The following is a 24,845-nucleotide window of genomic DNA, read 5'->3' as shown; positions in this document are numbered from 1 at the left end:
GCCGGCGCCGCGGCTGGTCGGTGCTGCGTCGCGAGAAGGACCGACCGGCGTTATCGCCAGGCCGGGAGGTCCGGTGCGTCCTCCGCCTGCATGGAGAGCCAGGCTCCATCCTCTGTGATGTCTGCGATGACGTACTCCTGGGCGGAGCCTTCACCATCGACAGACGCTACGACGTCGCGCTCGTCGGGGAACTCCGACGAACCTGGCTCGGATGCTGCCATATGAGGCTCTCTCTCATGCCCACTGATAAACGCGTCGAATCGGCACTCCAGTTTACTCGTTTTGCACGCGTGCACCCGTCCGAGGCAGGTCTCAGCCGTCTACACGGTCGGTCGTGGTTTGACAAGGCTCCAGACGGACGGCGTACTTTAATGCACCTCTACCAGCAACATTGCCGTGTTGGCAGTTGACATTCTCGTGTGGGGAAACCGTCCGACGAGACGGGAGTTACTTAAACATTAGGGTATGTAAAACAGCCACAGGCCTAAACGGTAATTTTAACCATATCGTCCCAAAAGGGGTGCGTGGGATGACAGACAATACCAGCATTGACCGCCGTCGCTTCCTGAAGGCGACCGGTGGCACAGCTTCTGCAGTTGCAGTCGCGGGATGTCTCGGCGGTGGCGGTGAAGGAGACGGCACCGACACGCCCGAGGACACCGAGACCGAGCCGATGGAGACCGCGACGGAGCAGACCACCCGAGATACGGGTGATGACCGCGAGCTCCTCGACAAGACGTTCCAGCTCATCAACTCGACGATGAGCACCCTCGACCCGGTGGCCGCGACGGACACCGCGTCCGGGACCGTTATCCAGAACGTCTTCGACGCACTGATGAACTACCCGAACGGCGAGATAGAGGTCGAGCCGCTCCTCGCCGCCGACTTCGAGGTCTCCGACGACTTCACGACGTACACGTTCAACATCAAGGAGGACGCCCAGTTCCACAACGGTGACGAGGTCACCGCGCAGGACTTCGTCTACTCCTTCGAGCGTCTCGCGGGGTCGTCCAACAGCCGGCGTGCGTACTTCACGACGTCCTACGCGATGGGCATCGAGCAGTCGGCGGACAGCGATGGCAACTACGAGTGGGGTTCGCTCGGCGCGACGGCCGTCGACGACAAGACCTTCGAGCTCAGCCTCCAGCAGCCGTTCGCGTCCACACTGGAGATGCTCGCCTACACCTCGTTCTCCGCCGTGCCGGAAGGCATCGTCGGCGACCACGGGAACTACAACGGCGATATGGCGTACGAGGACTTCGCACGGAACAACCCGGTCGGCGCGGGTCCGTTCGTGTTCGAGAGCTGGGAGACCAACACCTCGTGTGACATCACCCGCAACGAGGACTACCACGGCCCAGTCCCGCACGTCGCCGGCGTCCACTGGCAGGTCATCACGGACCCCGACGCTGCGTACAACTACGGCCAGAACCAGAACTCCGACCTCGTGTCGATGCCGACCTCGCAGTACGACCCGAGCCTGGTCTCCGTCGAGCAGACCGACTCCAAGGGTCGTGAGATCGGTACCTACGGCCCGATGCGGAACGGCGAGACGGTCCAGTACCTCAAGTACTCGACCATCAACACGTTCTACATCGGCCTGAACGCCAAGAACGTCGACCCCGCCGCCCGCAAGGCGATGGCGTACGTCAACAACCAGCAGGAGGGCGTCGACGAGGTCTTCAAGGGCCGCGGGACGCCCGCCTACCACCTCACGCCGCCGGGCATCTACCCGGGGCAGGCCGAGGGTTACAACCAGCACGCCGAGGAGAGCTACCCCTACGGCTACAACACGACCGATATCGAGTCCGCACGTCAGGTCATGGAGGACGCCGGCTACGGGCCGAACAACAAGTACGAGGTCACGCTGACCACCTACGAGTCCGACACCTGGCAGGGGCTGGGCACCATCCTTCGCGACAAGCTCGCGAACGCCCACGTCAACCTGCAGCTGGAGGAGGCGCCGTTCTCGACGCTGCTCAACCGCGGCCGCAACGGGAACCTCGGCGCCTACTCGCTCGGGTGGGTCATGGACTGGCCCGCGCCGGACAACTTCCTCGGCCAGCTCGTCCCGGAGCTCACGAACACCGACCAGGAGGGCGGTGCGCAGGGCTTCTACCTCGACTGGGACGACTCCGACACCGACGCCCCGCAGCGCGCGTCCGACGCCTGGGACCGCATCAGCAACAACCCGGCCCCGACCGAGGAGGCCCAGCAGACCCGTAACGAGGCCTACGTCGAGATGGAGGAGGCGATGTGGGACGACATGATCCTGCTGCCCGCCTACCACCGCGCAGACGAGCGCATGGCGTACAACTGGGTCGACATGCCGCGCGTCGGCGCCGGTGGCGGCAGCCGCCAGAAGCTCAACAACGTCTACCTGAACGACCGCAGCTAAACCGGGTTTCGGTCCCGTTTCGGATTTTTCATTTTTCGGGCGCGTAGCCCCGGGTACGTCCGGAAATACAGCCGCTGAGGAACGCAAGACATAACCATGGGTGCGAAATATACTCCCAGTAGAACAATGGTGATGGAAGTGGCTCACCGGAGGGACACGCCATGAGTCGCTGGGGGTACTTCGCTCGCAGGCTCCTCCTGGCAATCCCTGTGGTGCTGTTCGGCGTGACAATCACGTTCGCAATCCTTCGACTGGGTCCACTCGACCCGGTTGCGGCCATCCTCGGTCCGAACACCCCGCCGTCACAGTACGCACGGGTGGAGGAGCAGCTCGGACTGAACCGGCCGTTGTGGGAACAGTACATCGAATTCATGGTCGGCCTGCTGACGTTCGACCTGGGGAACTCCTACGTCATCCAGGAGAACACCAAGGCGATGACGCTCATCGTCCAGCACGCCCCGCGGACGCTCTGGCTGGGCTTCTGGTCGGTGCTCATCCCGCTCTTCATCGGTATCCCGCTGGGCTTCTACGCCGGGCTCAACCCGAACACGATGGGTGACTACTTCGCCTCCTTCGGCGGCATCATCTGGCGTGCCATGCCGAACTTCTGGCTGGGTGTCATCTTCTACTCGGTGCTGAGTCAGTCCGTCACGTACTCCGAGATGCTGACGTTCGGCGTCGTCCAGTTCCAGTGGGACGCCTGGATCGTCACCAACAACATCGGGACGCCACCGCCACTGAACTTCTACAACTCGAACGGGACAGAGCTGCTGACCGTCGGTGGGACGACCATCTCCCTGTTCAGCTTCGACTGGGAGGTGTTCGTGCGCGCAGTGAAGATGGTGCTCCCGCCGGCCATCGTCCTCGGCTCCGCATCCATGGGTAACGAGATGCGACTGGGCCGGACGGCGGTGCTGGAGACGATCAACTCGAAGTACGTCGAGACCGCCCGCGCCAAGGGCCTCTCGCGCCGGAAGATCGTCTGGAAGCACGTCTTCCGCAACGCTCTGATTCCGCTGGTCCCGATCATCCTGAACGAGGCGTTCCTGCTGATCGGCGGCTCGGTCATTATGGAACAGATTTTCGCCATCAACGGCATCGGCTACCTGTTCTTCCAGGCGGCCATCCAGGGCGACATGCCACTGGTCGGCTCGTTGATGTACATCTTCATCCTCATCGTCGTCTTCATGAACATCTTCCAGGACTTCCTCTACACGATCATCGACCCGCGAGTGGGGTACGAATAACATGAGCGAGGTAACTCAGAACAGAACGTTCTTCGGTCGAATCGCCGCGAACCCGACACCGGCACTGATCTGGCTCGGCGGCGTGCTGCTCCTCCTCTCGGTGGAGTTCAGCGCCTTCGTCGACGCGCTGATCCTGTTCGGCGAGCAGATCAACCCGCTCGTCGGCGGCAGCAAGGACATCGGTGGCTGGTACGTCGACACGATGTACGACTCGCTCGGCTTCGCCGGCGGGACAGTGATGTCCGCACTGGGCGCACTCGTCGTGCTCGCGGTGTTCTCCGTCTTCGTCAAGGCGGCGTTCATTCCGTTCAGCATCGTCGAGAGGCTCGGCCTCGAGGACCTGCCGATCTCGGCTGACCTCCTCGAGCGGTCCATCGTCGGGGCGTTCCTGGTGGTGCTGTGGCTCGTCCTGCTGTACGAGCCGCTCGCGTTCCTGCCCGCACTCCCGCTCATCGGCGAGCCGACCCTCGCGCAGATGGTCCACGGCTTCGCGCAGACGATGGCCGGCATCGCGGACTGGGTCGTCGCCAACGTCCCGACGCTGCTCTCCCGGGACCTGATACCGAACCAGGGCTTCAACCCGCCAGCGAGCGCGGCGTCCGAGTACCCGGCCGGCAGTGAGATTCTGGGTGCACGCATCGCCATCGGCCCGTACCACGGCACGTTCCTCGGCCTCTCGCCGGCCGTCGCGTGGGCCATCCGCGTGGTCGCGATCTACCTCTACGCCTTCGTCTGGCTCGTCTGGGTCTGGCAGGGCTACAAGACGTTCCGGCGGCACTACCGCTTCGCCGACTGGACGCCCCGCGACGACATGATCGACCGGCTGAGCACCCACCGCTGGGGCCAGTTCGGCTTCGTGGTCGTGTTCCTGTTCCTCGTGCTGGCGATGTTCGCCCCCGCGATGGGACCGACCACCACCGCACAGAACATCTACAACCCGTACGGGCACGAGTTCCAGTACGTCGAAGACGGTGAGGTCCAGACGATCACCCACGGGACGGCGAACCTGCAGTCCGCATCACAGGGGACACCGGACAACAACGTCGGCGTGATGAACTACGACGACTACGGGCGGTTCCACCCCATCGGGACACTGTCTGAACGCGCCAACGGCAAGGACTTGTTCACGTTCATGGCCGACGGCGCCCGTGTATCCCTGTTCATCGGCTTGCTGTCCATCGCGCTGAGCGGCTTCATCGCGACCGCCCTCGCGATGGTGACGGCGTACTACAAGGGGCTCGCCGACCTCATCGTCGTCGTCACCAGTGACTCGATACAGGCACTCCCGGGGCTGTTGATCTACATCCTGCTCTCGGTCGTGTTCTCGAGTCACCCCATCTCGAACATCTACAGCGGTGGGTTCCTGTTGGCGCTCATCTTCGCGGCCACCGGCTGGCCGGCGCTGTGGCGCGCCATCCGTGGCCCCGCGTTCCAGGTGTCCGAGGAGGAGTGGATCGACGCAGCCAAGTCCTACGGTCAGCGACCGTCGGCCACGATGCGAAAACACATGCTCCCCTACGTGGCGGGCTACCTGCTCATCTACGGGTCGCTCACCATCGGTGGAATCATCATCAGCGTCGCGGCGCTGTCGTTCCTCGGCCTCGGCGTCGCACCGCCGACGCCCGAGTGGGGCCGTGCGGTCAACATCGGTCGGCCGTACGTCACCACCGTCTCGTGGCACATCGCCACGATTCCGGGCCTGATGGTCGTCTTCGTCGTCACCGGCTTCAACGCGCTGGGTGACGGCATCCGCGACGCCATCGACCCGCAGTCCGAGGGCAGCGGTGCTGGTGAGAGCGCCGCCGCAGGGGGTGGTGGGTGATGTCGATGCAGACCCACAAGGAGGAGCCCATCCTCCGCATCAAGAACCTCCAGACCTCCTTCTTCACGGACAAGGAGGTAATCCGTGCGGTCGACGGCATCAGCTTCGACATCGACCACGGTGAGACGGTCGGTATCGTCGGCGAGTCCGGGTCGGGCAAGTCGGTGACGGCGCGCTCGATCATGGGCCTCGTCGAGAGCCCCGGACGGACGCTCCGCGGGAGCTCCATCCAGTTCCGCGACCCCGAGACCGTCGAGCGCTTCGCGAACACGTACGCGGGGAAGACGGTCGACATCGGGAAGCTCGAGGAGAAGTCGGAGCTCGCCAACGTGGTCCAGGACGCGATGGACCAGCACGGTGCACAGCCACACGAGCTCACCGACCACGAGAAGTACGCCGACCTGCCGCCGGAGCAGGTGAACGCGCGCCAGATGGTCGCCGACGAGGCGGTCGGCTGGGACGACGTCATCGCCGCCGGCTACGCCGACGAGCTCAACCTCATCGATGCGGACGACTTCATCTTCGTGGAGGAGGGACACACCTCCGGTGACGGCGTCCGCGTCGACCGCGGCTACGTCGACGTCACGCGTGCGAGCGAGCGAGAACTCCGACGCCTGCGTGGCGGGAACATCGCGATGGTGTTCCAGGACCCGCTCTCGTCGCTGAACCCGGTGTACACCGTCGGGAACCAGATCGAGGAGGCGCTGCGGCTCCATCGCGGGCTGCAGGGCCAGGCGGCGACCCAGGAGGCCGTCAACCTGCTCGAGGCGGTCGGGATTCCCGACGCTCGCCGTCGGGTCCGCGAGTACCCCCACCAGTTCTCCGGTGGGATGCGCCAGCGTGCGGTCATCGCGATGGCACTCGCTTGTGAGCCAGAACTGCTCATCTGCGACGAGCCGACGACGGCGCTCGACGTGACCATCCAGGCGCAGATCCTGGAGCTGCTCTCCGAGATTCAGGAGGACCGTGGCCTCTCGATCATGTTCATCACGCACGACATGGGTGTCATCGCCGACATCTCGGACCGTGTGAACGTGATGTACGCCGGTGAGATCGTCGAGACGGCCGACGCAGAGTCGCTGTTCGACCGACCGAAGCACCCCTACACGCAGGGGCTGCTCTCCTCGATTCCCGGCCGACAGGAGGGCGACCGGCTCGTCACCATCGAGGGTGACGTGCCGACGCCGAACGAGGAGGCGACGTACTGCCGCTTCGCGCCACGCTGTCCCGAGGCGTTCGACGAGTGCCAGGCGGTACACCCCGAATCCGTCTCCGTCGGGGAGGGCGACACCACCCACACGGCGTCGTGTCTGCTCTATCCCGAGGACGTTCCACAGACAGAGGCACTGGAGATTCACCGAGCCAAAGGCGGAAAAGGAGGTGGCCCTGAATGAGCAAGCAAGCGATGTCCGAGTCGCAGTCGACAGTCCAGGCAGAGCCGATGATACAGGTACGGAACCTGAAGACGTACTACCCCGGTGGCGGGCTCATCAACGACGAGCCGGTGAAGGCAGTCGACGGCGTGAGCTTCGACATCAAGAAAGGCGAGACGCTCGGCCTCGTCGGCGAGTCCGGCTGTGGCAAGTCCACGCTCGGGCGCACGCTCGTCCAGCTCGAGGACGCCACGGCCGGGGCGAGCCGCTTCCAGAAGCCGGACGTCGTCGAGCGGATGGCGAACAGCTACGGACGTCGTACCGTCGACCTCCGCGAGGTGTACGCCGACAACGACGCGACCGAGCTGGTGACGAAGCTGTTCGCCGACGGCGTCCAGCCGAAGGCCGTCGCTCCGGACCGCGGCTGGGAGGACGTCAGCGCGTCCGAGATCGACGCCGCCGAGTTCGTCCAGCAGACCGGCCTGGCGGTCTCCGACGTCATCGACCAGGGCTTCGGCCCGAGGCTCGGCCTGTTCGGCGAGAAGGACTTCATCTTCATCCAGGAGGGTCGCATCGAGAACGGCGTCTACGAAGTCGAGCGCGGCTACATCGACGTGACCGCGGCACCGGCCCGCGCACTGAAACGGCTCCGCGGTCGACAGCTGGGCATCGTGTTCCAGGACCCCGAGTCGAGCCTGAACGACCGGATGACCGTCGGCGAGATCATCCGCGAGCCGCTCGACGTCCACAGCTGGGGGACGCCGCGGGAGCGCCGCGAGCGCGTCCGCGAACTGCTCGAGACCGTCGGACTGCGACCGGAGCACTACTACCGCTACCCGCACCAGTTCTCCGGTGGGCAGCGCCAGCGCGTGGGTATCGCCCGCTCGCTCGCGCTCGAGCCGGACTTCCTGGTGCTCGACGAGCCGGTGTCGGCGCTGGACGTCTCCGTGCAAGCGAAGATCCTGAACCTGCTGGAGGACCTGCAGACGGAGTTCGGGCTGACCTACCTGTTCATCGCGCACGACCTGAGTGTCGTCCGGCACATCTGTGACCGGGTCGCGGTGATGTACCTCGGCAACCTGATGGAGATCGGCCCGACGGACGGCCTGTTCGAGAACCCCGGGAACCCGTACACGCACTCGCTGCTGTCGGCGATTCCGGAGCCGGACCCGTCCGCCGCGAAGGACCGCATCACGCTGCGCGGGACGCCGCCGAGCCCGCGCGACCCGCCGATCGGCTGTCCGTTCAGCACGCGCTGTCCGGTGAAGATACGGCCCGACGAGTACCAGCATATCGACGACGACATCTGGCAGCGTATCGAGGTCTTCCGGGAGGTCATCCGCGAGCGGACCCGTGCGGACCGGTCGCTCACGGACCACGCCCGCGAGCTGCTCGGGCGGTCGACGCGCTTCTCCGACGTGACGGAGATCACCGACGAGCTGTTCGGCGACGTCGACGTGCCGACGGAGGTCGCAGAGCACGTCCGCGAGGCGTCGAGCTTCGTCGAGAAGGGCCACGACAACAAGGCCCGGGAGTACCTGTTCGACCAGTTCGGCAGCATCTGTGACACCGACCGGCCGAAGCACTACAGCGTCAGCGACGACGGACGGACGAGCTTCTGCCACCGACACGTCGACCGGTACGAGGACCCGGCGCCGGAGTTCGAGAAGCTCAAACAGAAGCGATGAGCGACCGGCCCCCGGAGGTAGTCGGAGCGATTCGACTCGGTCGGAAGACGCTCGACGCTCTGGCGTACGCGGTCCTGTTGGCCGCCGCAGTCGCGGGTACGTCGGCGTTCTTCGAGCTCTCGGGGGAGGGAACGCTGTTCCGGACGAAGTTCGTGCTGTTCTGGGTCGGCTTCGCGCTGCTCGCGTACGCGTCGTTCCAGCTACGGCCGGACTCGCCGTCGAAGATGGAGTCGAAGGGCGAGTTCGTCACCAGCGGGGACGACCGACAGAAGAAGGCGTCCGGCTCGGTCGGCGCACAGTCGCCGACCCGACTCGAACGCCTCGCCGGCTGGCTCCCGCCGCTGCGGTGGGTCGAGGTGAACCAGAACGACCGGTTCTCGACGCACACGAAGCAGTTCCTGGCGGCAGTGCTGATGCTCGGCACCTCGATGGCGATGGAGTTCGTCTTCGGCATCGCTGCGGTGTGAGTGTCGCCGCCTGAGACGGTCAGACACGCTTATCCGGCTCCGTTTCGTGTGTGCTGATATGCCAGATGTCCCCGAGAGTGAACACGACGAAGAGTACGTCGACCGAATCGCGAACAACGCAGAGGTCCTGAAGAACGCCTGGCAGGGCGCACTCGAGGACATGGAGGCACTGGCGGACGAACGCGAGGAAGCGGGCTGGGAGACGGTCACGATGATGGCCGGGAGCACCGGCGCACAGCACCGCGGGGTGGGCGACGACGACCGCTTCGGGCTGGTGTTCGTCGTCCCGTCGAACCACGGCGAGGAGTTCACCGAGGTGTTCGGGGACAAGGAGTTCCCCGAGTACGAGGTGTACCGCCGCGAGGTCGACGGGAACGTGTTCCTCGTCGTGGAGTACCGCGACCAGGAGACGGAGACCGCCGTCTTCGTCGCCGCACAGTACGAGCTGCGCCACGCCCCCGGCATGGTCCACGACGCCGAGGACGCGGGCGAGTTCTACACGTACGTCCAGAAGCTCGACGGGACCATCCTGGGCGTGTTCAAGCACGACTCCCACGAGAAGTTCGTGCCCTACGCCGAGCGTATCGACGACTGGAAGCCCGAGGTCTGATTCTCTCCACCGGGTTTCGCACCGAAACCGATAACCGAACACCGGCGCGAGTACCGGTATGGACCCACGAGTTCGCGAGCACGCACGTATCGTCGCCGAGCACTCCGCGTCCCTCCAGCCCGGCGACAACGTGGTCATCGACGCCCACCCCGTCGCGGAGGACCTCGTCACGGCCCTGTTCGAGACGTGTGCGGACGTCGGTGCGAACCCGCTGGCGGTCAGCCAGCGCACCGGGACACGCTTCCGACGGGCGTACCTGCGCAACCACGACGGCGAGTTCGAGCTGCCGAGCCACGAGATGGCGCTGTTCGAGGAGATGGACGTCTACATCGCCATCCGCGGCGACGCGAACGTGACCGAGACCGCCGACATCGACCCGGTGACGTCCCGCGAGTACGACACGGCGCGCAAGCCCCTGCTCGACGAGCGGCTCTCGAAGCGCTGGGTGCTCACCCAGTACCCCGCCGGCGCGAACGCCCAGCTCGCGGAGATGAGCACCGAGGGCTACGAGAACTTCGTCTGGGACGCCGTCAACAAGGACTGGGACGAACAGGGCGAGTTCCAGGCACAGATGGTGGAGCTCCTGGACCCCGCCGAGGAGGTCCGCATCGTCAGTGGCGACACGACCGACGTGACGATGTCCGTCGCGGGCAACACGACGATAAACGACACGGGCAAGCACAACCTGCCCGGCGGCGAGGTGTTCACCGCCCCCGTGCCCGATTCGGTCGAGGGCGAGGTGCTGTTCGACAAGCCGCTGTACCACCAGGGACGGGAGGTCACCGGCGTCCACCTCGTCTTCGAGGACGGCGAGGTCGTCGAGCACTCGGCGGAGAAGAACGAGGAGGTGCTGACCGAGGTACTGAACGCCGACGACGGCGCGCGGCGGCTGGGCGAACTGGGCATCGGCATGAACCGCGACATCGACCGGTTCACGTACAACATGCTGTTCGACGAGAAGATGGGCGACACCGTCCACATGGCCGTCGGGCGCGCCTACGAGGCCAACGTCGGCGAGGACAACGAGCAGAACGAGTCCGCCGTCCACGTCGACATGATCGTCGACATGAGCGAGGACAGCTTCATCGAGGTCGACGGCGACGTCGTCCAGCGCGACGGGACCTTCAGGTTCGAAGACGGGTTCTGACCTCGACGGAACAGGTCGCATCTGACGGCGGCACGACGCCTTCTCCCGCTCGCCCCGAGTCCGTTCGAACAGCGAGACGGCCGTGACGCCTCAGGAGCGTACGTCGACGCCGCGCACCTCGAACCGGGCGCCGTCGTCGGCGACGAGTTCGACGGTCCAGCCGTGGTCCTGCGCGGTCCGTTGGACGATTGCCAGCCCGAACCCGGTGCCGTCCTCGTCGGTGGAGACGCCCATCTCGAAGAGGTCGTCGCGGACCGCATCGGGGACGCCGACGCCGTCGTCGGCGACGTAGAAGCCGTCGTCGAGCACGCCGACAGAGACGGTGAGGTCGGTGCCGCCGTCGGGTGAGCCGTGTTCCACGCTGTTCCGGAAGCAGTTCTCGAGCAGGGTCTGGAGCCGGCCGGGGTCGGCGTACACCGAGGCGTCCGCGTCGACCGCGAGCGTGGCGTCGCCGGTCTCGACGAGCTCCCAGGCGTCGACGGCAGCCGCGTGGAGCGACACCCACTCCTCGTCGAGGGCCTGCGTCTCCAGTCTGGCGAGGCGGAGCGTGTCGTCGATGATCTCCTGCATGCGGGCGTTCGCGTCGGCGATCTCCTCCAGGTCGGGGTCGGCGTGACGCTCGCGGAGGAGGTCGACGTAGCCCTGGGAGATGGTGAGCGGGTTCCGGAGGTCGTGGCTCACGACGCTCGCGAACTCGTCGAGACGTTCGTTCGTCTCCTCGAGCAACGCCTCGCGTTCGCGCTGTTCGGTCACGTCGTGGAGCACGACGAGCGAGCCCGTGACGCCCTCGCCTGGCGTGCGGATGTTCGAGACCGTGACCTCGACGTGGCGGGTTCCGTCGGCCTCTTCGACGGAGAACGTGGTGTCAGTGGGGCTATCGAGACCGATGTCGTATCGCAGGTCGTCGACGCGGCGCCCGACGAGGTCGTCCGTCCCGAGCAGCGCACTCGCCGCCGGGTTGGCGTCGACGATGCGGCCTTCGGGGGCGACGACGAGCACCCCGTCGGTCAGCTCCTCGACCAGCGTCGTCCGGGCGACCGGGACGAGCCGGAACAGTTCGTACCGGAACAGCGCGACGAGTACGACGACGTTCGTTACGGAGAACACGAACGGGGTCAGGTCGACCGGCTGGAACGGGGTCACGCCGAGCAGGCTGGCGATGCTGACGGTGAACGGGAGCGCGCCGGCGACGAGCAACGCGCCCGTCTGCGGGCGGACCTTGTCGCCGGCTTCTCGGTAGTGCTGTGCCAGCAGCGCCAGCGTCCCTACGTTCACGACGTAGGTGTAGAGGACGAACACGACCAGCAGCGGCCCCGGCGTTCCGTCGAGCGTCGAGAGGCTGCCGACAGTTTCCCTGTGCACCTCGTGTACAAGCAGGTCGTTCGCGACGAAGAGGCCCAGAAAGGTGGCAGCGGGCACTGCCGCCAGCGGCCCGAGCACCCGGGCTCGGAACGCGTCGACCGACCGAGTGTACTCCAGCACGAACGCTGGCCAGCCGACGGCGAGGCCCGTCATGCCCAGCCAGGAGATCGTAGACAGCGCGGCCATCCCCCCGAGCGTCGGCTCCCACAGCACCAGCGCCACACCGAGGCACCAGACAGCGGCCGAGACGGCGACCAGGAGGAACGAGCGTGCCCCGGGCACCGGCGTCGAGCGTCGAAGCCGGAGGACGAGATAGCTGGCGATGCTCGCACTCGTCGCCGCCGACAGCAGCATCAGTCCCGGAAGGAGCGGTGCGGCATCGACCATGGAGGTGACAGAGGACCAACCGGTATGTGTCTATCGGGAGCCGTGCTAACTCGGGTCGTGAATTCCGAGAAACCGACAGAAATCGCCGCTCGCGCCCGGTTCCGACTATCGCTATCGGAGCCAGACGGGGGCAGTCGTCGCCCACTCGGGATGGCTGTTGCCGGAGCCTCCGTCAGGAAGCCGGGTGTCGGCGCCGGCTCAGGGACTCGGGTCCGGCATCAGCATCGTGATCGACTTGTGGTAGCGCGAGCGGTGGACGTGGTGGTACCCGTTCACCGTCCGACCCCACACGTCGAGGTAGAACGTGTGGGCGCACTGACGGGCGGAGTCGGACTCGAGGGCGTACACCGACCACCAGCCTCCCGGTTCGCGGCTGTCCTGGATGCCGGCCCAGCTGACCGACGCGTCGTGGTTGTCGTAGCTGTCACTCGCGATGGTGGCGCTCTGGTTGTCGCCCCAGAGCGTCCGCAGCGACCAGCTCCGGAGGTGGCCCTCGGGGTCGTGGGCGGTGACGCCGAGCTGGAACTCGTCGGTGCCGCCGTCGACGATACCGCAGGCCCCGATCTCCTCCTCCGTGGACGCCGCGCCGGGCGGGAGCTTGTGATAGATGGTCCCGATCTCGGCGCGCGGGTGCTGGTTGTCGATGTGGACGTCGACGTGCTCCTGGTCGACGAGGGTGCTGCGGTCCCGGTCGCTGTAGAACTTCACCGTGATGGTGTGTTCGCCGTTGGTGAGCCAGCCGGTCCCGAGCTTGTAGCCCAGCCGGCTGTTGTACCAGATCTCGCCGGGGCGGTGGACCGGATAGTAGCCGCCGCTGGACGCCGAGACGGCCTCGGGTTCGAACCGGTTCGTGCTGGTCGTCCACTTGAGCTGTCGCCAGCTCTGGCGTGGCTCGTCGCCGTCGACGAGCAGGCGGTAGTAGCGCGCCCCCGTGTCGTGGTAGGCGCGTTCGTGGTTGAGCATGAGGGGGAGCCGTCCGCCGAACGGGGCGCTCTCGGTCTGGAGCGGATAGCCCGGGCCCTGCGTGGTGGCGTAGCCGTCCGCCGAGATGTCGGTGACGGGGACGTGACCGATACCCATGAACAGCGGCGCGTCCGCCGGGTAGAGGTCGGCGGCGAGGTCGACGGCCGCGAGCACGTCGTCGCTGCAGACGAGTAGTTCGTCCTCGCTGACGAGCGCGACGCTCGACGGCCGGAACGGCACGTCGTCGACGAGCGTGTCAACGTCGAGCGTCGTGAGGTCGACCATGGAGACGGCGTTCTCGGGGTCGCGCTCGGTGAACACGACGCGGTCCTCCGTCGGGCTCCCCCACGAGAGCATGAACGGAGCGGTCAGGCTCCCGACCAGCACCTCGTCCGCACCGGTCGCGAGCTCGATGCGGGTGAGGACGCCGCTCGCGCCACCGTCGCGCTGCTCTGTCACGTAGGCGAACTCCCGCTCGTCGTCGACGAGCAGGCCGGCAGCGCCGTCGAGCCCGCTGTAGCGTTCGTCGACGGCCCCGGAGGTGAGGTCGATGCGGAGCAGCCGGCCGTCGTCGTCGTACTCCACGACGTACGCCTGGCTGTGGTCCTCGTCGAGCGCGAGCTGGTGTGGTCTCGTGAGCCCGCTCGTGAGCACGGTCGCCTGGCTCCGGTCGGCGTCCTCCAGGTCGACGCGGAGCACGTCGCCGCCGCGTTCGGTGACGTAGGCGTGGATGCCGTCGCTCCCGAGCACGATATCCTCCGGGCGGTCGTAGCCCGTGCCGAGCTCCTGGTACGCGTCCTGCAGCTCGTAGGTCCGGTACCGGATCTGCAGGTCGTCTCCGTGGTCGAGCACCTCGACCTTCGCGTAGTTGTCGTCGTTCGTCCGGACCGCGAACACGGCACCCTCGAACAGCTCGTTGTCGTCGTCGCTGCCGCTCAGGTCACGCGACCGGTCGTAGTCGAGGTCCTGCACCTCGGCCGACGAGATGCCGTCGTAGTCGACGTCCCCGAGGTACGCGATGGCGGCGTCCTCCAGCGAGACGAGCTTGCGCTCGCCGTCGGTGATGATCTCCCACCAGACGTCGTCGTCGCCGGCGGCCCCCTGCTGGCCGGTGTCGAGGTCGTACTGGTACGTCCCCATGATGGTGTCCGTCCCCGTCGAGACCGTTCCGACGGCGTCCCGGACGAGGTCGTAGCGTGCGATGCTGCCGCCGTACTCGACGAAGTACAGCGCGCGTTCGGTCCGCCGATAGTCGCAGCCGATTGCGGCGTCGATTCCCGTGGCGATTGTCTTCACATCTGTCATGTAAGTCTCCTCCTGCGCGGGGCAGTGCACCCCCACACCTGCCGTTGTTCTCAGCTGGCATATATAAACATAGCCGATAGTTATTGCCACAGGAACCCGTCCATGGCTGCCAGTATGGGCAGTATACCATCGGTGGCGTGGTTCAGCAGCTCCCGTTCGGCGGCCGTAGAAAGTTCAACGGCGCAGTATCGCCGATAGTCGGCCAGGTCCTGTCCGGTCGACCGCCGAGCGGACACTAGCTGCCTCGGGTGTCGGGTCGGCGTGGCGTCGCCGTAAAGTAGTCGGGGAGCCGACCTATCGTCGACTGTGGCGTCACCGCTGCCCGTACAACGCTCGGCTCACGAAGTGCTGTTTCAGTTCGCCCTCGGCGTCGAACGTCTCCACCCGGCTCCGGACGAGGCCGACGCCGGGCCGGTAGTCCGCCTCGGTCTCCAGTACCTCCGTCTCGACGTGGAGTTCGTCGCCCGGCCGCACCGGGTTCGGCCAGCGCAGCTCGTCGACCCCGACCGCGCCCATCGCGGAGGTCTCGGGGAAGATGCCCGTGACCAGTAGCCGCATCGTGATGGCGCTGGTGTGCCAGCCGCTCGCCACCAGCCCGCCGAAGAGGCTCTCCGCGGCGGCCTCCTCGTCGGTGTGGAACGGCTGCGGGTCGTACTGCCCCGCGAACTCCATGATCTCCTCGGCGTCGACCGTGTAGCTGCCGTAGTCGTCGGTGTCGCCGACCGCGATGTCCTCGAAGTACTCCATACCGCAGTCTCGGCTGGCGTCGACTAAAACCCCAATATCGCACCGACGGGTGGACGGGGAGCCAACGTTTTTGTGTCGGTGTTCGATACTACGAAACGATGTCGGTACTCACGGACTGGCTACTCGTCGGCGGCCTCGTGGTCGCGAGCGTGCTGGTCCTCGTCCGCTCGGAGCTGGTCCGCCAACGACGCGGCGTCTCCCCGGAACGACGGCGCGCCCTCGCCGTCTTCCAGGCCGGGAGCGCGCTGTTCGTCGTCACGATGGTCGCGTTCGAGAACGGTCTCGGACTGCTCTCCAACCTCGGCGTCCACCCCGCCGTCCACGCGGTCGCCCTCCTCGTGGCGGCGGGCTGTACCCTGTACGGCTTCGTCCGAATCAGGACGACGGACCGAACGCCTACGACGCCCGGGTAGTCCGCACACTGGCCGACTCAGCCCGACGGCACTGGACCCCCCCTTCGCATCGCCGGATCGTATCCCGCGGCGGCCCACCGCACCGCCGCTCCCGTCCCCCCTGTGGGGACCGACGGTTCCGGTCGGTGGTACCCGACCGGCCGGACCGCCGGGAACATCCCCGACGACGCACGCCCTCGTACTGTGTCAACATACATCAATAGCGAGGCTAGCAGTCTAGCGTCTCCCGGTTCGGATTAAACGACCGTGGCGTGGCAGGCATCCGGGTGTCGACACAGGAGAGCACGATAGGACAGACGAGCACGATGGGAGTCCCGCGAGCGAGCGCAGCGAGCGAGTACGACGGGATTTGAACCACGGTCGCTCCACTGCGTTCCGCTCCCTGGCTCAAATCCCACGGCTGCTCGTCGTCGTTACTCACCGGTTCGTGACGACAGACGAGCACGATGGGATTTGAACCCACGACCATCGGATGTCTTCCCACACCACCAGAGGTGCGTGCGGATAGAAGTCCGACGCTCTATCCAGGCTGAGCTACGTGCCCTCGATTCCGGCTATGTCGCCATCGTAGAAAAACGGTCGGGATTCGACCGGCGCGGCTGGTGCGACGGGCCCACACACCGGTCGAACTGTTTTCGCGGGGGGACATCGGCACGACCACGCAGCCGGCGACGGAACGGGCGCTCGACGCCGGCTGCGTGGCCGTGGTCTATCGCGCTGGCGAGGGGGCTCGGCTTCGAGCGGTTCGCGTCGGGCTCGCTGGTCGTCCTCGCTCAGCCGTCGAACCGGTAGAGCGAGGTCAGATACGGCAGGTAGTTGAACATCACGATGGCGACGGGCAGGCCGACGATGGACGCCGCGAGCGCCCACGCGAGGTTCGCCCAGAGGAAGCTGAGCCACCAGCCGACGAGCAGGAAGTAGGCCGCCCGGACGAGCAGCGAGTGCTGGCTGCGACCGGCGTCGGCGTCGATAGGGTCGCGGCGCTCCTTCAGCGTCAGCAGCGTCGGGACGCGGTTGATGAGCTTGATACCGACGGGGAGGCCGACGACGGTGACGTTCAGGAACCACGCGGCGTTGATGGCGAGGAAGGTGAGCCACCAGCCGACGAGGAGGAACCACACGGCACGGACGAGGAGGGAGCGGGCCATACGTGTACGGATGCGCCGACGGGCGAAAAGCGTTGCCGGCGACGCGAGCGGTCGGCAGCGGGAGAGCGGTGGGGTTAAGCCGCCGTCACGACAACTCTCGGCCGATGACCGTCATCGGAACAGTCGGCCTCCCCGGGAGCGGCAAGGGCGAGGCGGCGAACGTGGCCCGCGAGCACGGCATCCCCGTCGTGACGATGGGCGACGTCATCCGGCAGGAGTGTCGCGACCGCGGGCTCGACCCGGCCGAGCACCACGGCCGCATCGCACAGGCGCTGCGCGAGGAGAACGGCCCCGACGCCATCGCCCAGCGGTCGCTACCCATGATCCGCGACCACCTCGTGGACAACGACACCGTGCTCGTGGACGGCCTGCGTTCCGGGGTCGAACTCGACACGTTCGAGGCCGCGTTCGGTGACGACTTCGTCCTCGTGAGCATCGAGGCACCCTTCGAGGTCCGGAAGGAACGACTGGCCGAGCGCGGCCGGGACCGGACCGACGAGGACGGTGAGAGTCTCCGCGAGCGCGACGAGCGCGAGCGCGGCTTCGGCATGGACGACGCGATGGAACGGGCCGACCTCGTCATCGACAACACCGACACGCTGGCGGCGTTCCGCGAGCAGATCGAGGCGCTGCTCGCCGAGGGGCCAGCGGCCGTCTCGGAGGTGCGCAGATGATCTACAGCGTCGAGGTGCAGGTCACCGCACCGGTGACGGACACGGAGGTTACCGACCGGGTCGCCGACGCCATCCGGAACATCTTCCCCGAGGCCTCGGTCGAGGAGCACCCGGGCGAACTGCTCGCGACGACCCACCAGGTCGACCACTTCTCCGAACTGCTGCACGAGCAGGCCATCCTCGACACCGCACGGGGCCAGTTCTTCGAGCACCGGGACGGGAACGTCGTCGAGTTCGACCTGAAGAAGCAGGCGGCGTTCCAGGGTGTGGTCAACTTCGCCGTCGGCAACCCCGACGAACTGGGGGACATCCACGTCCGGATGCGGGTCACGGAGCCGTCGGTCGAGGCGTTCGTGGACTACGTCGCCCCGCCGACCGAGGAGGGCAGACCCGTCGAGTCGCGCGACGAGCGCTGATTACTCCAGGGCCGACACGTCGGCCGCAGTTGGCTCGTCCGGTAGCTTCTCGATGCAGTCGTAGCAGAGCAGGTGCTCGGAGCCGTCGCTGTCGAACGTCAACAGCATCCCTTCGGCGTCGTCGCTGCCGCCGAAGAACGACCAGAAGTCGCCGATACCGCCACGGATCTTCACCGGGGTGTCACAGCCGTCGCAAGGGTCCGTGCTCACGCTCGACCCTGGAGGCCGGACGGCGTTAGCTCTTTCCCGTGCTACGGACCACCCAGGCGACGCCGACCGCGAGGACGTAGAGGTACACCAGGAACAGCACGACGGTCGGTGCGGAGACGGCGACTACGTTCGTCAGGAACGCTTCGACCAGTTGGTACCCCTCGACCAGCAGTGTGCCCGGTGTCTCGAGCGGCCCGAGTGTCGTGAGCCGTCCGAGTGCGACCAGCGATGCCAGGAGTGCGAAGCTCGCGACCACCTCGCGGTTCGCGACCACCCGGACACCACCGTTTCTGCCCATCACCATGTGAGCGCCCTTCACACTCATCTATGGAATAGGTTTGGGTGCGATATAGAGGACTATTGAGACGTGCGACGGTCGGGGGGCACCGATTTGCCGCTGGCGCACGAACCCGTTGGGCATGGAGGTCGACTGCGAGGGCTGTGCGGGCTGCTGTGTCGACTGGCGGCCGCTCACGGACCGCCCGAGCGACCACGAGCGCCGCGGGCTGCACGAGCCACTCGACGACGTCTACAACCTCGTGCCGCTGACCCGGGCGGAGGTCCGGCGCTTCTGTGACGACGGCCTGGGCGACGCACTGGTCCCCCGGCTCTGGACCGCGCCCCCGGACGCGGACGACGCCGTCGTCGTCGACGGGCACCGGGTCGCGGCCATCGGCGGCCAGCCGGCGTTCTTCGTCGGCCTGCGGAAGACGCCGAAGCCGGTCGCGCCGGTCGGCACGGACGAGGCCTGCTGGCTCCGAAGCTGCGTGTTCCTCGACCCGCGGACGCTCCAGTGTCGTCTCCACGGCGACGACCGGTACCCGTCGGAGTGTGCCGACTACCCGGGCCACAACCTCCTGCTGGAGCGCCAGACCGAGTGCGAGCGGGTCGAGGACGCGTTCGGCGGCGACCGGCTGGTCGACGACGAGCCCCCCGAGTCGGTCGGCGGGCTGCTGCTCGGCCCGCAGGCGCTCGGCGAGAAGGTGTTCGTCCACCCGGAGCCGGACGAGCTGACTGGCATCGCGAGCCGGGCGGCCGCGGGAACGCTGACGCCGGCGGACCGCGCCGCGTTCGTCGGCTGGGCGGCCGCCTCGGCCCCCGGAACCACCGAGCACAGCGAGCCACACTACGAGACGTACCGCGAGGCGGTGCTGTCCGCGGAGTCCTGGGTGACGAGTGCGGTCGAGTACTGGACCGCCTGGGCTACCGGCGACGGAGAGACTGCGCCGGCCGTCTCGGTCGTCGAGCGCGTCGAGGACGATGCCGGCGCACCCGGGACACCGGGCTGGGACGCTGTCGGGTGATTCACGCCGGGAACGAGTCGGGGTGACGCTTTATGCAGGAGCCACCCTTTCGTGACGGTATGCGCGTGCTCGTCACCGGTGCGACCGGCTTCGTCGGCGGCCATCTCGTCCCCCCGCTGCGGGACGCCGGCCACGACGTGGTCGCGCTCGTCCGTGACCCCGACCGGTACGACGTCCCCGACGGCGTGACCGTGGTCGGCGGCGACCTGCTCGACCCCGAGACGCTCCCCCCCGCGTTCGAGGGCGTCGACGCGGCGTACTACCTCGTCCACTCGATGCAGTCCGGCGGCGACTTCGAGGACCGCGACCGCCGCGCGGCACGGAACTTCGTCGACGCGGCGGACGCGGCGGGCGTCTCCCGCGTCGTCTACCTCGGCGGCCTCGGCGAGGAACGTGACCGGCTCTCCGAGCACCTGCGCTCGCGCCGCGAGGTCGAACACCTGCTCGAGGCGGGCGAGTTCGAGCTGACGACGCTCCGCGCGGCGATCATCGTCGGTGCGGGCAGCGCCAGTTTCCGGATGGTCTACCAGCTCGTCAAGCAGCTCCCCCTGATGGTGACACCGAAGTGGGTGTCGACCCCGTGCCAGCCGATCGCCATCGACGACGTGGTCGCCTACCTCGTCGGCGTACTGGCCGTCCCGGAGACTGCCGGCCGAACGTTCGAGATCGGCGGCCCGGACGTGCTCAGCTACCGCGAGATGCTGGAGACGACGGCACGGCTCACCGGACAGCGGCTCCGTGTCCTCCCCGTCCCGGTCCTCTCTCCGGAGCTGTCGGCGTACTGGGTCGGCCTCGTGACAAGCGTGCCGAAGGGCGTCGCGCGGCCGCTCATCGCCGGCCTCCGGAACCCGGTCGTCGCCACCGACGACAGCATCACGGACCTCGTCGGCGTCGAGCTGACGCCGTTCGAGGTCGCGGTCCGTCGAGCGCTGCGGGACGACGACCAGGCACCGGAACCGATCCCCGTGGAGGGGGCGAGATGAGCGACGGGTCGGCCGACCAGTCAGGCGGCGACGCGGCGACGACAGGCACGCCCGCGGAGTCGCCCCGCGGGTCGAAGGAGGAGTTCGGGGAGACGTGGGTGTACGAGAGCATCGTGGGCGCGCTCCCCGGCATCGAGCTCTCGGAGCGTGCGGCCGTCACCATCCAGCTGCTCGGCTTCGAGGCCGCACTGCTGTTGCTGGCGTGGTACTACGACCTCTGGTCGGCGGTGCCGGCGGGGACCGCCGCCGTCGCGGTCGCCGCCGTCGGCAGCGCGCTGATGCTCCGGCTCGGCGACTCCATCCGGCGGCTCCCGACGCCCGACGGCTACCAGCGGCTCCTGTTCGGGTCGAGCGTCGAGGTCGTCCTCGGCGTGCTCGCGTTCATCGCGGTCGTCACGCACCTGTTCGTCGTCGACCCCGCACGCTCGTCGGACCCGCTCATCGAGAGCCTGTTCGGCCAGGAGCCGCCGGTGCTCGCGGTGTACCTGATGCTGCTCATCCTCTGGGACGTTGCCTACCGCATCGGCACCGGCTGGTGGGCCGGGGTCGTCGCCATCTGGCGGTCGTACGTCTACGAGTTCGACCGCGAGACCTCGTGGGCGTTCGCCAGGGCCGACCTGCTGAACCTCTGGTTCGCCATCGCACAGCTGCTGCTCGTGCCGTTCATCCTCGGCCGGCCGGTGCTCTCGGCGGTCGTCGTCGCCCACGTCGTGGCAGTCACGCTGGCCACGTCGCTCTCGGTGGGACTGAGCGTCCGTCGGCAGAACGACGCCTAATCGGACTTTATCTGCTCGAACTGCTCGAGCAGGTCCTCTGTCGACTCTCCCGAGTCGTACTCGACCTCCCCGTGATGGATGGTCCGCTCGTCGTCGAAGTCGGTATCGACCCGACTGGCCTGCTGCTCGCGCCGCTCGTGCTCGTCGTCGTCGTAGGCACCCATTGACATGGCAATACGGCCCATGGTTCGTCGCTGCTCCTTATCAAACTATCGGCGAAACCGGGGGCAGAGGGGTGGGCCGATGTGATACGTGGTGTCGAGTCGGAGTGCCGAGCGGCTCGACGCGACCGTCGTCCCGTTCGTTCGGGGGTTCGGCCCGGTTCGGGCGATTCCGGTCGTCGCCGCACGGCGGACAGTCTCGTTCGTGACGTAGTAGTTCGCGGTGTAGCGGGTGTCCGAGACGGTGACTGCGCCCGACCGCTCCTCGACCCGGACGCCGACCATGTACTCGACGTGGACGAGGACACCCTCGTCGGTGTTCGAGTGGACCGATACGTCGGTCACGCTCACGTCGACGTCCTGTACCTCCCCCGACGAGACGTTCCGGGCCCGTTCGGTCGCCAGCGCCCGCTCGTACGCGCTCGCGAACTCGGTTGCCGACTCGTTCGACACCGAGGCCGGTGGCTCTGGATACGTGACCTGTGCCGGTTCATCGGCCGTGCCCGTCGTCGTCTCCGACCCGACACCGCCGAGACAGCCGGCGGTCACGAGGAGCACGACGAACGGGAGGGCTCGCCATGGCATACTATGTCGGAGACGCTCGCTCTCCGTAACGACGGGGGAAGCTGCAACAGCTGTTTCACCGCCCCACCCGAACCCGTTTAAACGAAGCCGACCAATCGCCGGGTGTGGCACGACCCCTCCGCTTCCGGCGCTCGCACGAACGCTGGGACGACGACCGCGTTCGCCGGGACCTGCTGGCGGACCTCGACGCGAACCTCGGTGCAGACCTCGTCTCGCCGCACTACAAGCCGCCGAACGGCTGGCAGGCGTGGCGGTTCGAGATGGACAACGGCGACATGGCGCTGTTCTGCTATGACGGCGACGTGGCGTACTGGCTCGGCAACACCGAGACGCCGAGCACACTCTGGCGCACGGACAAGTACGAGTGGGAGGAGGTGCCCTACGAGATCGCTCGCTGGGCCCAGCGCGAGCTGATCGCCGACCTCTCGGTGGAGGCCCCGTGGCTCGACGACTACCCGCACGTCCGCTGGTACTTCCTCACCGTGCTGATGTCGAAGGACGGCCGCGAGACCTCCCGCGAGTTCCTCCACGAGCGCGCGTGTGGGTTCCCCGACGCCGACCCCGACCAGGCGCTGTCGTACCTCGAATCCGTGCTCAGACCGGGCTACCTCGACGACGACCGCGAGGAGATGGCGGGCAAGCTCGGCACGAGCGAGACGCTCGACTACTGGCGGATGTGTGCGGCCATCTCGGAGTTCGTCGCGGCGAAGCTGCTGACCGACGCCGGCTACGACATCACCCCGGAAATCGAGGTGACGACCGGGCACTTCCTCGACTACCGCGCGACCGAGCCCGACGGCACGAGCTACCTCGTCGAGGTCACCCGGCCGCGGCCGCCGAACCGCCGGAGCACGAACAGCCCCGTCGTGGCGGTCCGCGACACGGCGGAGGTCAAGACGACCGGCCAGCTCGCCAACCACGGCGGCGGTGTCGTCCTGTTCGTCGACTGTTCGGGGTTCACCGACGAGCAGTGGGCCACCGTCAAAGGTGAACAGCCGGACGTCCGGCACAAGCCGGCCGTCGTCTACCGGGTGCGACCCGACGGCTCCGCGGAGGGGTACACGAAAGGCGACGTCCCGCTGTATCTGGACAGTGCGATGACGCTCCAGTAGTCGTGACTAGTCGTCGAGAAGACGGGTGAGACAGGGGGCCGCGGTGGTTCAGAACGAGACCGTCTCGGGAGCTTCCGGGCTGCCCGGCGGTGTCGGGTCGCGGTCCGAGTAGCCCTTCCGGCCGACGGCGTCCTCCGAGACGCCGCCGACGAGGGTGAACCGGACGTCCTCCGGCCGCTGGAACGTCTCCTCACAGCGGATGCCGTCGAGAACCTCGGCTACCGTCTCGGACCCGTGGGTCAGGTCGAGTTCCGCGTCGCCGAGCTCCGCGGCGAGTTCGTCGGCTGTCAGTGGGTAGGTCTGGTTCTCGATTCGCTCGTCCGTTCCGTTGCGGAACATACCCGTCATGGGTGAACAATAATTATAAACATTGTCCATAAACTACCTTCGACCGACCCAGGGACCTTGTACACCTTAAGGTGAGAGAAACGACGTGTCGGAATGGGTTTCCCCCGGCCGGTCGAACGGCACGTATGGTGTACGCGGACCTCCACGTCCACACGACGAACTCCGACGGGACCATGACCATCGACGAGCTGCCGGCGGCCGCCGAGCGCTCGGGGGTCTCCGTCGTCGCCGTCACCGACCACGACCGGACCCATCCGGCGCTCGACGCGCCGGTCGTCGAGCGGGAGGGCGTGACCGTCGTCCACGGCATCGAGCTCCGCGTCGATGCCGGCGACCAGCGCGTCGACCTGCTCGGCTACGGCGTCGACGACAGCGACGGCGACCTCCGAGCGCTCGTCGACCACCTCCAGACCGACCGCGAGGAGCGCGGTGCCGCCATCATCGCCCGCGTGGAGGACCGCCTCGGGGTCGACCTCGGGCTGGAGAGCCGGCCCGGGCTCGGCCGCCCACACATCGCCCGCGCCGTCGCCGACCACCCCGACACGGACTACGAGTACGGCGAGGTGTTCGAGCACCTCATCGGCGACGACGGCCCCTGCTTCGTCCCGCGCGACGTGCCCAGCTTCGAGGAGGGTCGCGACCTGCTCTCGGCGGCCTGCGGACTGGTCTCGCTCGCACATCCGTTCCGCTACCCGGACCCCGAGGCCGCGCTCGAACTCTGTGCCGACCTCCCCGCCGTCGAACGGTACTACGACTACGGCCACGCCGTCGATACCGAACTCGTCGAGCGCGCCGTCGCGGAGTACGACCTGTTCGTCACCGGCGGGAGCGACGCCCACGACGACGACCTCGGCGTCACCGGGCTCGCCGAGGCGGAGTACGACCGTCTCGCCGAGCGGCTCGCCTGAACCCGCGTGCAGGTGCCCGGGCGTAACGGGTCCACGACCGGCATCGCCCGCGAGCGTAGCGTTCAAACCATTGCACCGCCAAGATGTGGGCATGAAGTGCCACTACTGCGACCTCGATGCCGCGTTCGCGGTCGAATCCCAGGGCATCAAGGTCGGGCTGTGCGAGGAGCACTTCCGCGACCGGCTCGACGACCTCGCGGAGGCCGACGAACTCCAGCAGCTCAAGGAAGAAGTCGACGTGGACCGAACGTAGGTCCGCGTCCCGTTTCTCGTCTCGTTTCCCGACGATGA

The 24,845-nt window shown here is 67.2% G+C and carries 27 protein-coding genes and 1 tRNA gene; 17 read left to right on the top strand and 11 right to left on the bottom strand.

The genetic code is table 11. The features are described from left to right. Positions 1-50: 50 nt before the first annotated feature. Positions 51-221, bottom strand: a complete 171-nt coding sequence (locus tag BLT27_RS19540; protein WP_175526334.1) for a DUF7556 family protein — start codon at positions 219-221, stop codon at positions 51-53. A gap of 308 nt (positions 222-529) precedes the next feature. Between BLT27_RS19540 and BLT27_RS01310 the strand changes: the two genes are divergently transcribed. The 8 genes from BLT27_RS01310 (at position 530) to BLT27_RS01270 (ending at position 10,752) form a co-directional block, all read left to right on the top strand. Further along, complete coding sequence (locus BLT27_RS01310) at positions 530-2,398, top strand: ABC transporter substrate-binding protein (protein WP_089731221.1); 1,869 nt, start codon at positions 530-532, stop codon at positions 2,396-2,398. 161 nt (positions 2,399-2,559) lie between these two features. Next, on the top strand, positions 2,560-3,645 hold the full coding sequence (locus tag BLT27_RS01305; RefSeq protein WP_089731220.1) for an ABC transporter permease: 1,086 nt from the start codon (positions 2,560-2,562) through the stop codon (positions 3,643-3,645). Position 3,646: 1 nt separating this feature from the next. Then, positions 3,647-5,467 carry an ABC transporter permease gene (locus tag BLT27_RS01300; protein WP_089731219.1) on the top strand — a complete coding sequence of 607 codons (1,821 nt, stop codon included), beginning with the start codon at positions 3,647-3,649 and terminating at the stop codon, positions 5,465-5,467. Beyond that, a complete protein-coding gene (locus tag BLT27_RS01295; protein ID WP_089731218.1) occupies positions 5,467-6,861 on the top strand; it encodes an ABC transporter ATP-binding protein in 1,395 nt (464 codons plus the stop codon). Before BLT27_RS01300 ends, BLT27_RS01295 begins: the two co-directional genes overlap by 1 nt. Then, complete coding sequence (locus tag BLT27_RS01285; RefSeq protein ID WP_281241442.1) at positions 6,858-8,528, top strand: ABC transporter ATP-binding protein; 1,671 nt, start codon at positions 6,858-6,860, stop codon at positions 8,526-8,528. The genes BLT27_RS01295 and BLT27_RS01285 overlap by 4 nt, the downstream gene beginning before the upstream one ends. After that, the gene (locus BLT27_RS01280; RefSeq protein WP_089731217.1) at positions 8,525-8,995 is read left to right on the top strand and encodes a DUF7555 family protein; all 471 of its coding nucleotides are present in this window, start codon (positions 8,525-8,527) and stop codon (positions 8,993-8,995) included. Before BLT27_RS01285 ends, BLT27_RS01280 begins: the two co-directional genes overlap by 4 nt. Positions 8,996-9,053: 58 nt before the next feature. After that, positions 9,054-9,605 carry a DUF7529 family protein gene (locus tag BLT27_RS01275; RefSeq protein ID WP_217639070.1) on the top strand — a complete coding sequence of 184 codons (552 nt, stop codon included), beginning with the start codon at positions 9,054-9,056 and terminating at the stop codon, positions 9,603-9,605. 58 nt (positions 9,606-9,663) lie between these two features. After that, on the top strand, positions 9,664-10,752 hold the full coding sequence (locus BLT27_RS01270; RefSeq protein ID WP_089731216.1) for an aminopeptidase: 1,089 nt from the start codon (positions 9,664-9,666) through the stop codon (positions 10,750-10,752). Between the two features lie 90 nt (positions 10,753-10,842). On the opposite strand, the gene BLT27_RS01265 is transcribed toward BLT27_RS01270, so the two are convergent. The 3 genes from BLT27_RS01265 to BLT27_RS01255 form a co-directional block, all read right to left on the bottom strand. After that, on the bottom strand, positions 10,843-12,501 hold the full coding sequence (locus BLT27_RS01265; RefSeq protein WP_089731215.1) for a histidine kinase N-terminal 7TM domain-containing protein: 1,659 nt from the start codon (positions 12,499-12,501) through the stop codon (positions 10,843-10,845). A gap of 198 nt (positions 12,502-12,699) precedes the next feature. Next, the gene (locus BLT27_RS01260; RefSeq protein WP_139172227.1) at positions 12,700-14,769 is read right to left on the bottom strand and encodes a YncE family protein; all 2,070 of its coding nucleotides are present in this window, start codon (positions 14,767-14,769) and stop codon (positions 12,700-12,702) included. 312 nt (positions 14,770-15,081) lie between these two features. Continuing rightward, the gene (locus tag BLT27_RS01255; RefSeq protein WP_089731213.1) at positions 15,082-15,516 is read right to left on the bottom strand and encodes a MaoC family dehydratase; all 435 of its coding nucleotides are present in this window, start codon (positions 15,514-15,516) and stop codon (positions 15,082-15,084) included. A 98-nt stretch (positions 15,517-15,614) separates the two neighbouring features. Here BLT27_RS01255 and BLT27_RS01250 point away from each other — a divergent pair, with 98 nt between their 5' ends. Further along, positions 15,615-15,929, top strand: coding sequence for a hypothetical protein (locus BLT27_RS01250; protein WP_089731212.1), 315 nt, complete (start codon positions 15,615-15,617; stop codon positions 15,927-15,929). 438 nt (positions 15,930-16,367) lie between these two features. Here the strand turns inward: BLT27_RS01250 and BLT27_RS01245 are convergent. Both BLT27_RS01245 and BLT27_RS01240 read right to left on the bottom strand, forming a co-directional pair. Next, a tRNA-Arg gene (locus tag BLT27_RS01245) sits at positions 16,368-16,473 on the bottom strand. Positions 16,474-16,702: 229 nt separating this feature from the next. Then, positions 16,703-17,077, bottom strand: coding sequence for a YccF domain-containing protein (locus tag BLT27_RS01240; RefSeq protein WP_089731211.1), 375 nt, complete (start codon positions 17,075-17,077; stop codon positions 16,703-16,705). A gap of 104 nt (positions 17,078-17,181) precedes the next feature. Between BLT27_RS01240 and BLT27_RS01235 the strand changes: the two genes are divergently transcribed. Both BLT27_RS01235 and BLT27_RS01230 read left to right on the top strand, forming a co-directional pair. Next, positions 17,182-17,751 carry an AAA family ATPase gene (locus tag BLT27_RS01235; RefSeq protein ID WP_089731210.1) on the top strand — a complete coding sequence of 190 codons (570 nt, stop codon included), beginning with the start codon at positions 17,182-17,184 and terminating at the stop codon, positions 17,749-17,751. Beyond that, a complete protein-coding gene (locus BLT27_RS01230) occupies positions 17,748-18,167 on the top strand; it encodes an RNA-binding domain-containing protein (protein WP_089731209.1) in 420 nt (139 codons plus the stop codon). The genes BLT27_RS01235 and BLT27_RS01230 overlap by 4 nt, the downstream gene beginning before the upstream one ends. On the opposite strand, the gene BLT27_RS01225 is transcribed toward BLT27_RS01230, so the two are convergent. Further along, positions 18,168-18,377 carry a DUF7561 family protein gene (locus BLT27_RS01225; RefSeq protein WP_089731208.1) on the bottom strand — a complete coding sequence of 70 codons (210 nt, stop codon included), beginning with the start codon at positions 18,375-18,377 and terminating at the stop codon, positions 18,168-18,170. Positions 18,378-18,402: 25 nt separating this feature from the next. Continuing rightward, positions 18,403-18,681 (bottom strand): hypothetical protein, encoded by a 279-nt coding sequence (locus BLT27_RS01220; RefSeq protein WP_089731207.1) that lies wholly within the window; start codon positions 18,679-18,681, stop codon positions 18,403-18,405. 115 nt (positions 18,682-18,796) lie between these two features. On the opposite strand from BLT27_RS01220, the gene BLT27_RS01215 reads away from it, so the two are divergent. Genes BLT27_RS01215 through BLT27_RS01205 form a run of 3 tightly spaced genes read left to right on the top strand, consistent with a single transcriptional unit; the run spans position 18,797 to position 21,440 of the window. After that, positions 18,797-19,681 carry a YkgJ family cysteine cluster protein gene (locus tag BLT27_RS01215; RefSeq protein WP_089731206.1) on the top strand — a complete coding sequence of 295 codons (885 nt, stop codon included), beginning with the start codon at positions 18,797-18,799 and terminating at the stop codon, positions 19,679-19,681. A gap of 59 nt (positions 19,682-19,740) precedes the next feature. Further along, positions 19,741-20,664, top strand: coding sequence for an NAD(P)H-binding protein (locus BLT27_RS01210; RefSeq protein WP_089731205.1), 924 nt, complete (start codon positions 19,741-19,743; stop codon positions 20,662-20,664). Then, the gene (locus tag BLT27_RS01205; protein ID WP_245707576.1) at positions 20,661-21,440 is read left to right on the top strand and encodes a DUF7530 family protein; all 780 of its coding nucleotides are present in this window, start codon (positions 20,661-20,663) and stop codon (positions 21,438-21,440) included. Before BLT27_RS01210 ends, BLT27_RS01205 begins: the two co-directional genes overlap by 4 nt. Here the strand turns inward: BLT27_RS01205 and BLT27_RS19535 are convergent. After that, positions 21,437-21,610, bottom strand: coding sequence for a DUF5786 family protein (locus BLT27_RS19535; RefSeq protein ID WP_175526333.1), 174 nt, complete (start codon positions 21,608-21,610; stop codon positions 21,437-21,439). The genes BLT27_RS01205 and BLT27_RS19535 overlap by 4 nt on opposite strands. A 39-nt stretch (positions 21,611-21,649) precedes the next feature. Continuing rightward, complete coding sequence (locus BLT27_RS01200; RefSeq protein ID WP_089731204.1) at positions 21,650-22,186, bottom strand: hypothetical protein; 537 nt, start codon at positions 22,184-22,186, stop codon at positions 21,650-21,652. Between the two features lie 104 nt (positions 22,187-22,290). Here BLT27_RS01200 and BLT27_RS01195 point away from each other — a divergent pair, with 104 nt between their 5' ends. Then, the gene (locus tag BLT27_RS01195) at positions 22,291-23,298 is read left to right on the top strand and encodes a DUF5784 family protein (RefSeq protein ID WP_089731203.1); all 1,008 of its coding nucleotides are present in this window, start codon (positions 22,291-22,293) and stop codon (positions 23,296-23,298) included. A gap of 48 nt (positions 23,299-23,346) precedes the next feature. On the opposite strand, the gene BLT27_RS01190 is transcribed toward BLT27_RS01195, so the two are convergent. Continuing rightward, on the bottom strand, positions 23,347-23,637 hold the full coding sequence (locus BLT27_RS01190; protein WP_089731202.1) for a DUF5789 family protein: 291 nt from the start codon (positions 23,635-23,637) through the stop codon (positions 23,347-23,349). Positions 23,638-23,771: 134 nt separating this feature from the next. Here BLT27_RS01190 and BLT27_RS01185 point away from each other — a divergent pair, with 134 nt between their 5' ends. Both BLT27_RS01185 and BLT27_RS19530 read left to right on the top strand, forming a co-directional pair. After that, positions 23,772-24,554, top strand: coding sequence for a PHP domain-containing protein (locus tag BLT27_RS01185; RefSeq protein WP_089731201.1), 783 nt, complete (start codon positions 23,772-23,774; stop codon positions 24,552-24,554). Between the two features lie 91 nt (positions 24,555-24,645). Beyond that, complete coding sequence (locus tag BLT27_RS19530) at positions 24,646-24,807, top strand: DUF6757 family protein (protein ID WP_175526332.1); 162 nt, start codon at positions 24,646-24,648, stop codon at positions 24,805-24,807. The last annotated feature ends 38 nt before the right edge of the window (positions 24,808-24,845 follow it).

The organism is Haloarchaeobius iranensis (assembly GCF_900103505.1).
GTDB lineage: Archaea > Halobacteriota > Halobacteria > Halobacteriales > Natrialbaceae > Haloarchaeobius > Haloarchaeobius iranensis.
Note: the sequence above shows the minus strand (reverse complement) of the source record. Positions and strands in the feature narration are given on the sequence as shown.

Bases quoted from the DNA above. Each gene is read 5' to 3' on its own strand.
- BLT27_RS01200 (WP_089731204.1), bottom strand. From the start codon at position 22,186: ATGCCATGGCGAGCCCTCCCGTTCGTCGTGCTCCTCGTGACCGCCGGC.
- BLT27_RS01265 (WP_089731215.1), bottom strand. From the start codon at position 12,501: ATGGTCGATGCCGCACCGCTCCTTCCGGGACTGATGCTGCTGTCGGCG.
- BLT27_RS01270 (WP_089731216.1), top strand. From the start codon at position 9,664: ATGGACCCACGAGTTCGCGAGCACGCACGTATCGTCGCCGAGCACTCC.
- BLT27_RS01260 (WP_139172227.1), bottom strand. From the start codon at position 14,769: ATGACAGATGTGAAGACAATCGCCACGGGAATCGACGCCGCAATCGGC.
- BLT27_RS01205 (WP_245707576.1), top strand. From the start codon at position 20,661: ATGAGCGACGGGTCGGCCGACCAGTCAGGCGGCGACGCGGCGACGACA.
- BLT27_RS01280 (WP_089731217.1), top strand. From the start codon at position 8,525: ATGAGCGACCGGCCCCCGGAGGTAGTCGGAGCGATTCGACTCGGTCGG.
- BLT27_RS01300 (WP_089731219.1), top strand. From the start codon at position 3,647: ATGAGCGAGGTAACTCAGAACAGAACGTTCTTCGGTCGAATCGCCGCG.
- BLT27_RS01285 (WP_281241442.1), top strand. From the start codon at position 6,858: ATGAGCAAGCAAGCGATGTCCGAGTCGCAGTCGACAGTCCAGGCAGAG.
- BLT27_RS01230 (WP_089731209.1), top strand. From the start codon at position 17,748: ATGATCTACAGCGTCGAGGTGCAGGTCACCGCACCGGTGACGGACACG.
- BLT27_RS01310 (WP_089731221.1), top strand. From the start codon at position 530: ATGACAGACAATACCAGCATTGACCGCCGTCGCTTCCTGAAGGCGACC.
- BLT27_RS19540 (WP_175526334.1), bottom strand. From the start codon at position 221: ATGGCAGCATCCGAGCCAGGTTCGTCGGAGTTCCCCGACGAGCGCGAC.
- BLT27_RS19530 (WP_175526332.1), top strand. From the start codon at position 24,646: ATGAAGTGCCACTACTGCGACCTCGATGCCGCGTTCGCGGTCGAATCC.
- BLT27_RS01305 (WP_089731220.1), top strand. From the start codon at position 2,560: ATGAGTCGCTGGGGGTACTTCGCTCGCAGGCTCCTCCTGGCAATCCCT.
- BLT27_RS01240 (WP_089731211.1), bottom strand. From the start codon at position 17,077: ATGGCCCGCTCCCTCCTCGTCCGTGCCGTGTGGTTCCTCCTCGTCGGC.
- BLT27_RS01210 (WP_089731205.1), top strand. From the start codon at position 19,741: ATGCGCGTGCTCGTCACCGGTGCGACCGGCTTCGTCGGCGGCCATCTC.
- BLT27_RS01185 (WP_089731201.1), top strand. From the start codon at position 23,772: ATGGTGTACGCGGACCTCCACGTCCACACGACGAACTCCGACGGGACC.
- BLT27_RS01295 (WP_089731218.1), top strand. From the start codon at position 5,467: ATGTCGATGCAGACCCACAAGGAGGAGCCCATCCTCCGCATCAAGAAC.
- BLT27_RS19535 (WP_175526333.1), bottom strand. From the start codon at position 21,610: ATGTCAATGGGTGCCTACGACGACGACGAGCACGAGCGGCGCGAGCAG.
- BLT27_RS01215 (WP_089731206.1), top strand. From the start codon at position 18,797: ATGGAGGTCGACTGCGAGGGCTGTGCGGGCTGCTGTGTCGACTGGCGG.
- BLT27_RS01275 (WP_217639070.1), top strand. From the start codon at position 9,054: ATGCCAGATGTCCCCGAGAGTGAACACGACGAAGAGTACGTCGACCGA.
- BLT27_RS01250 (WP_089731212.1), top strand. From the start codon at position 15,615: ATGTCGGTACTCACGGACTGGCTACTCGTCGGCGGCCTCGTGGTCGCG.
- BLT27_RS01235 (WP_089731210.1), top strand. From the start codon at position 17,182: ATGACCGTCATCGGAACAGTCGGCCTCCCCGGGAGCGGCAAGGGCGAG.
- BLT27_RS01220 (WP_089731207.1), bottom strand. From the start codon at position 18,681: ATGGTGATGGGCAGAAACGGTGGTGTCCGGGTGGTCGCGAACCGCGAG.
- BLT27_RS01255 (WP_089731213.1), bottom strand. From the start codon at position 15,516: ATGGAGTACTTCGAGGACATCGCGGTCGGCGACACCGACGACTACGGC.
- BLT27_RS01190 (WP_089731202.1), bottom strand. From the start codon at position 23,637: ATGTTCCGCAACGGAACGGACGAGCGAATCGAGAACCAGACCTACCCA.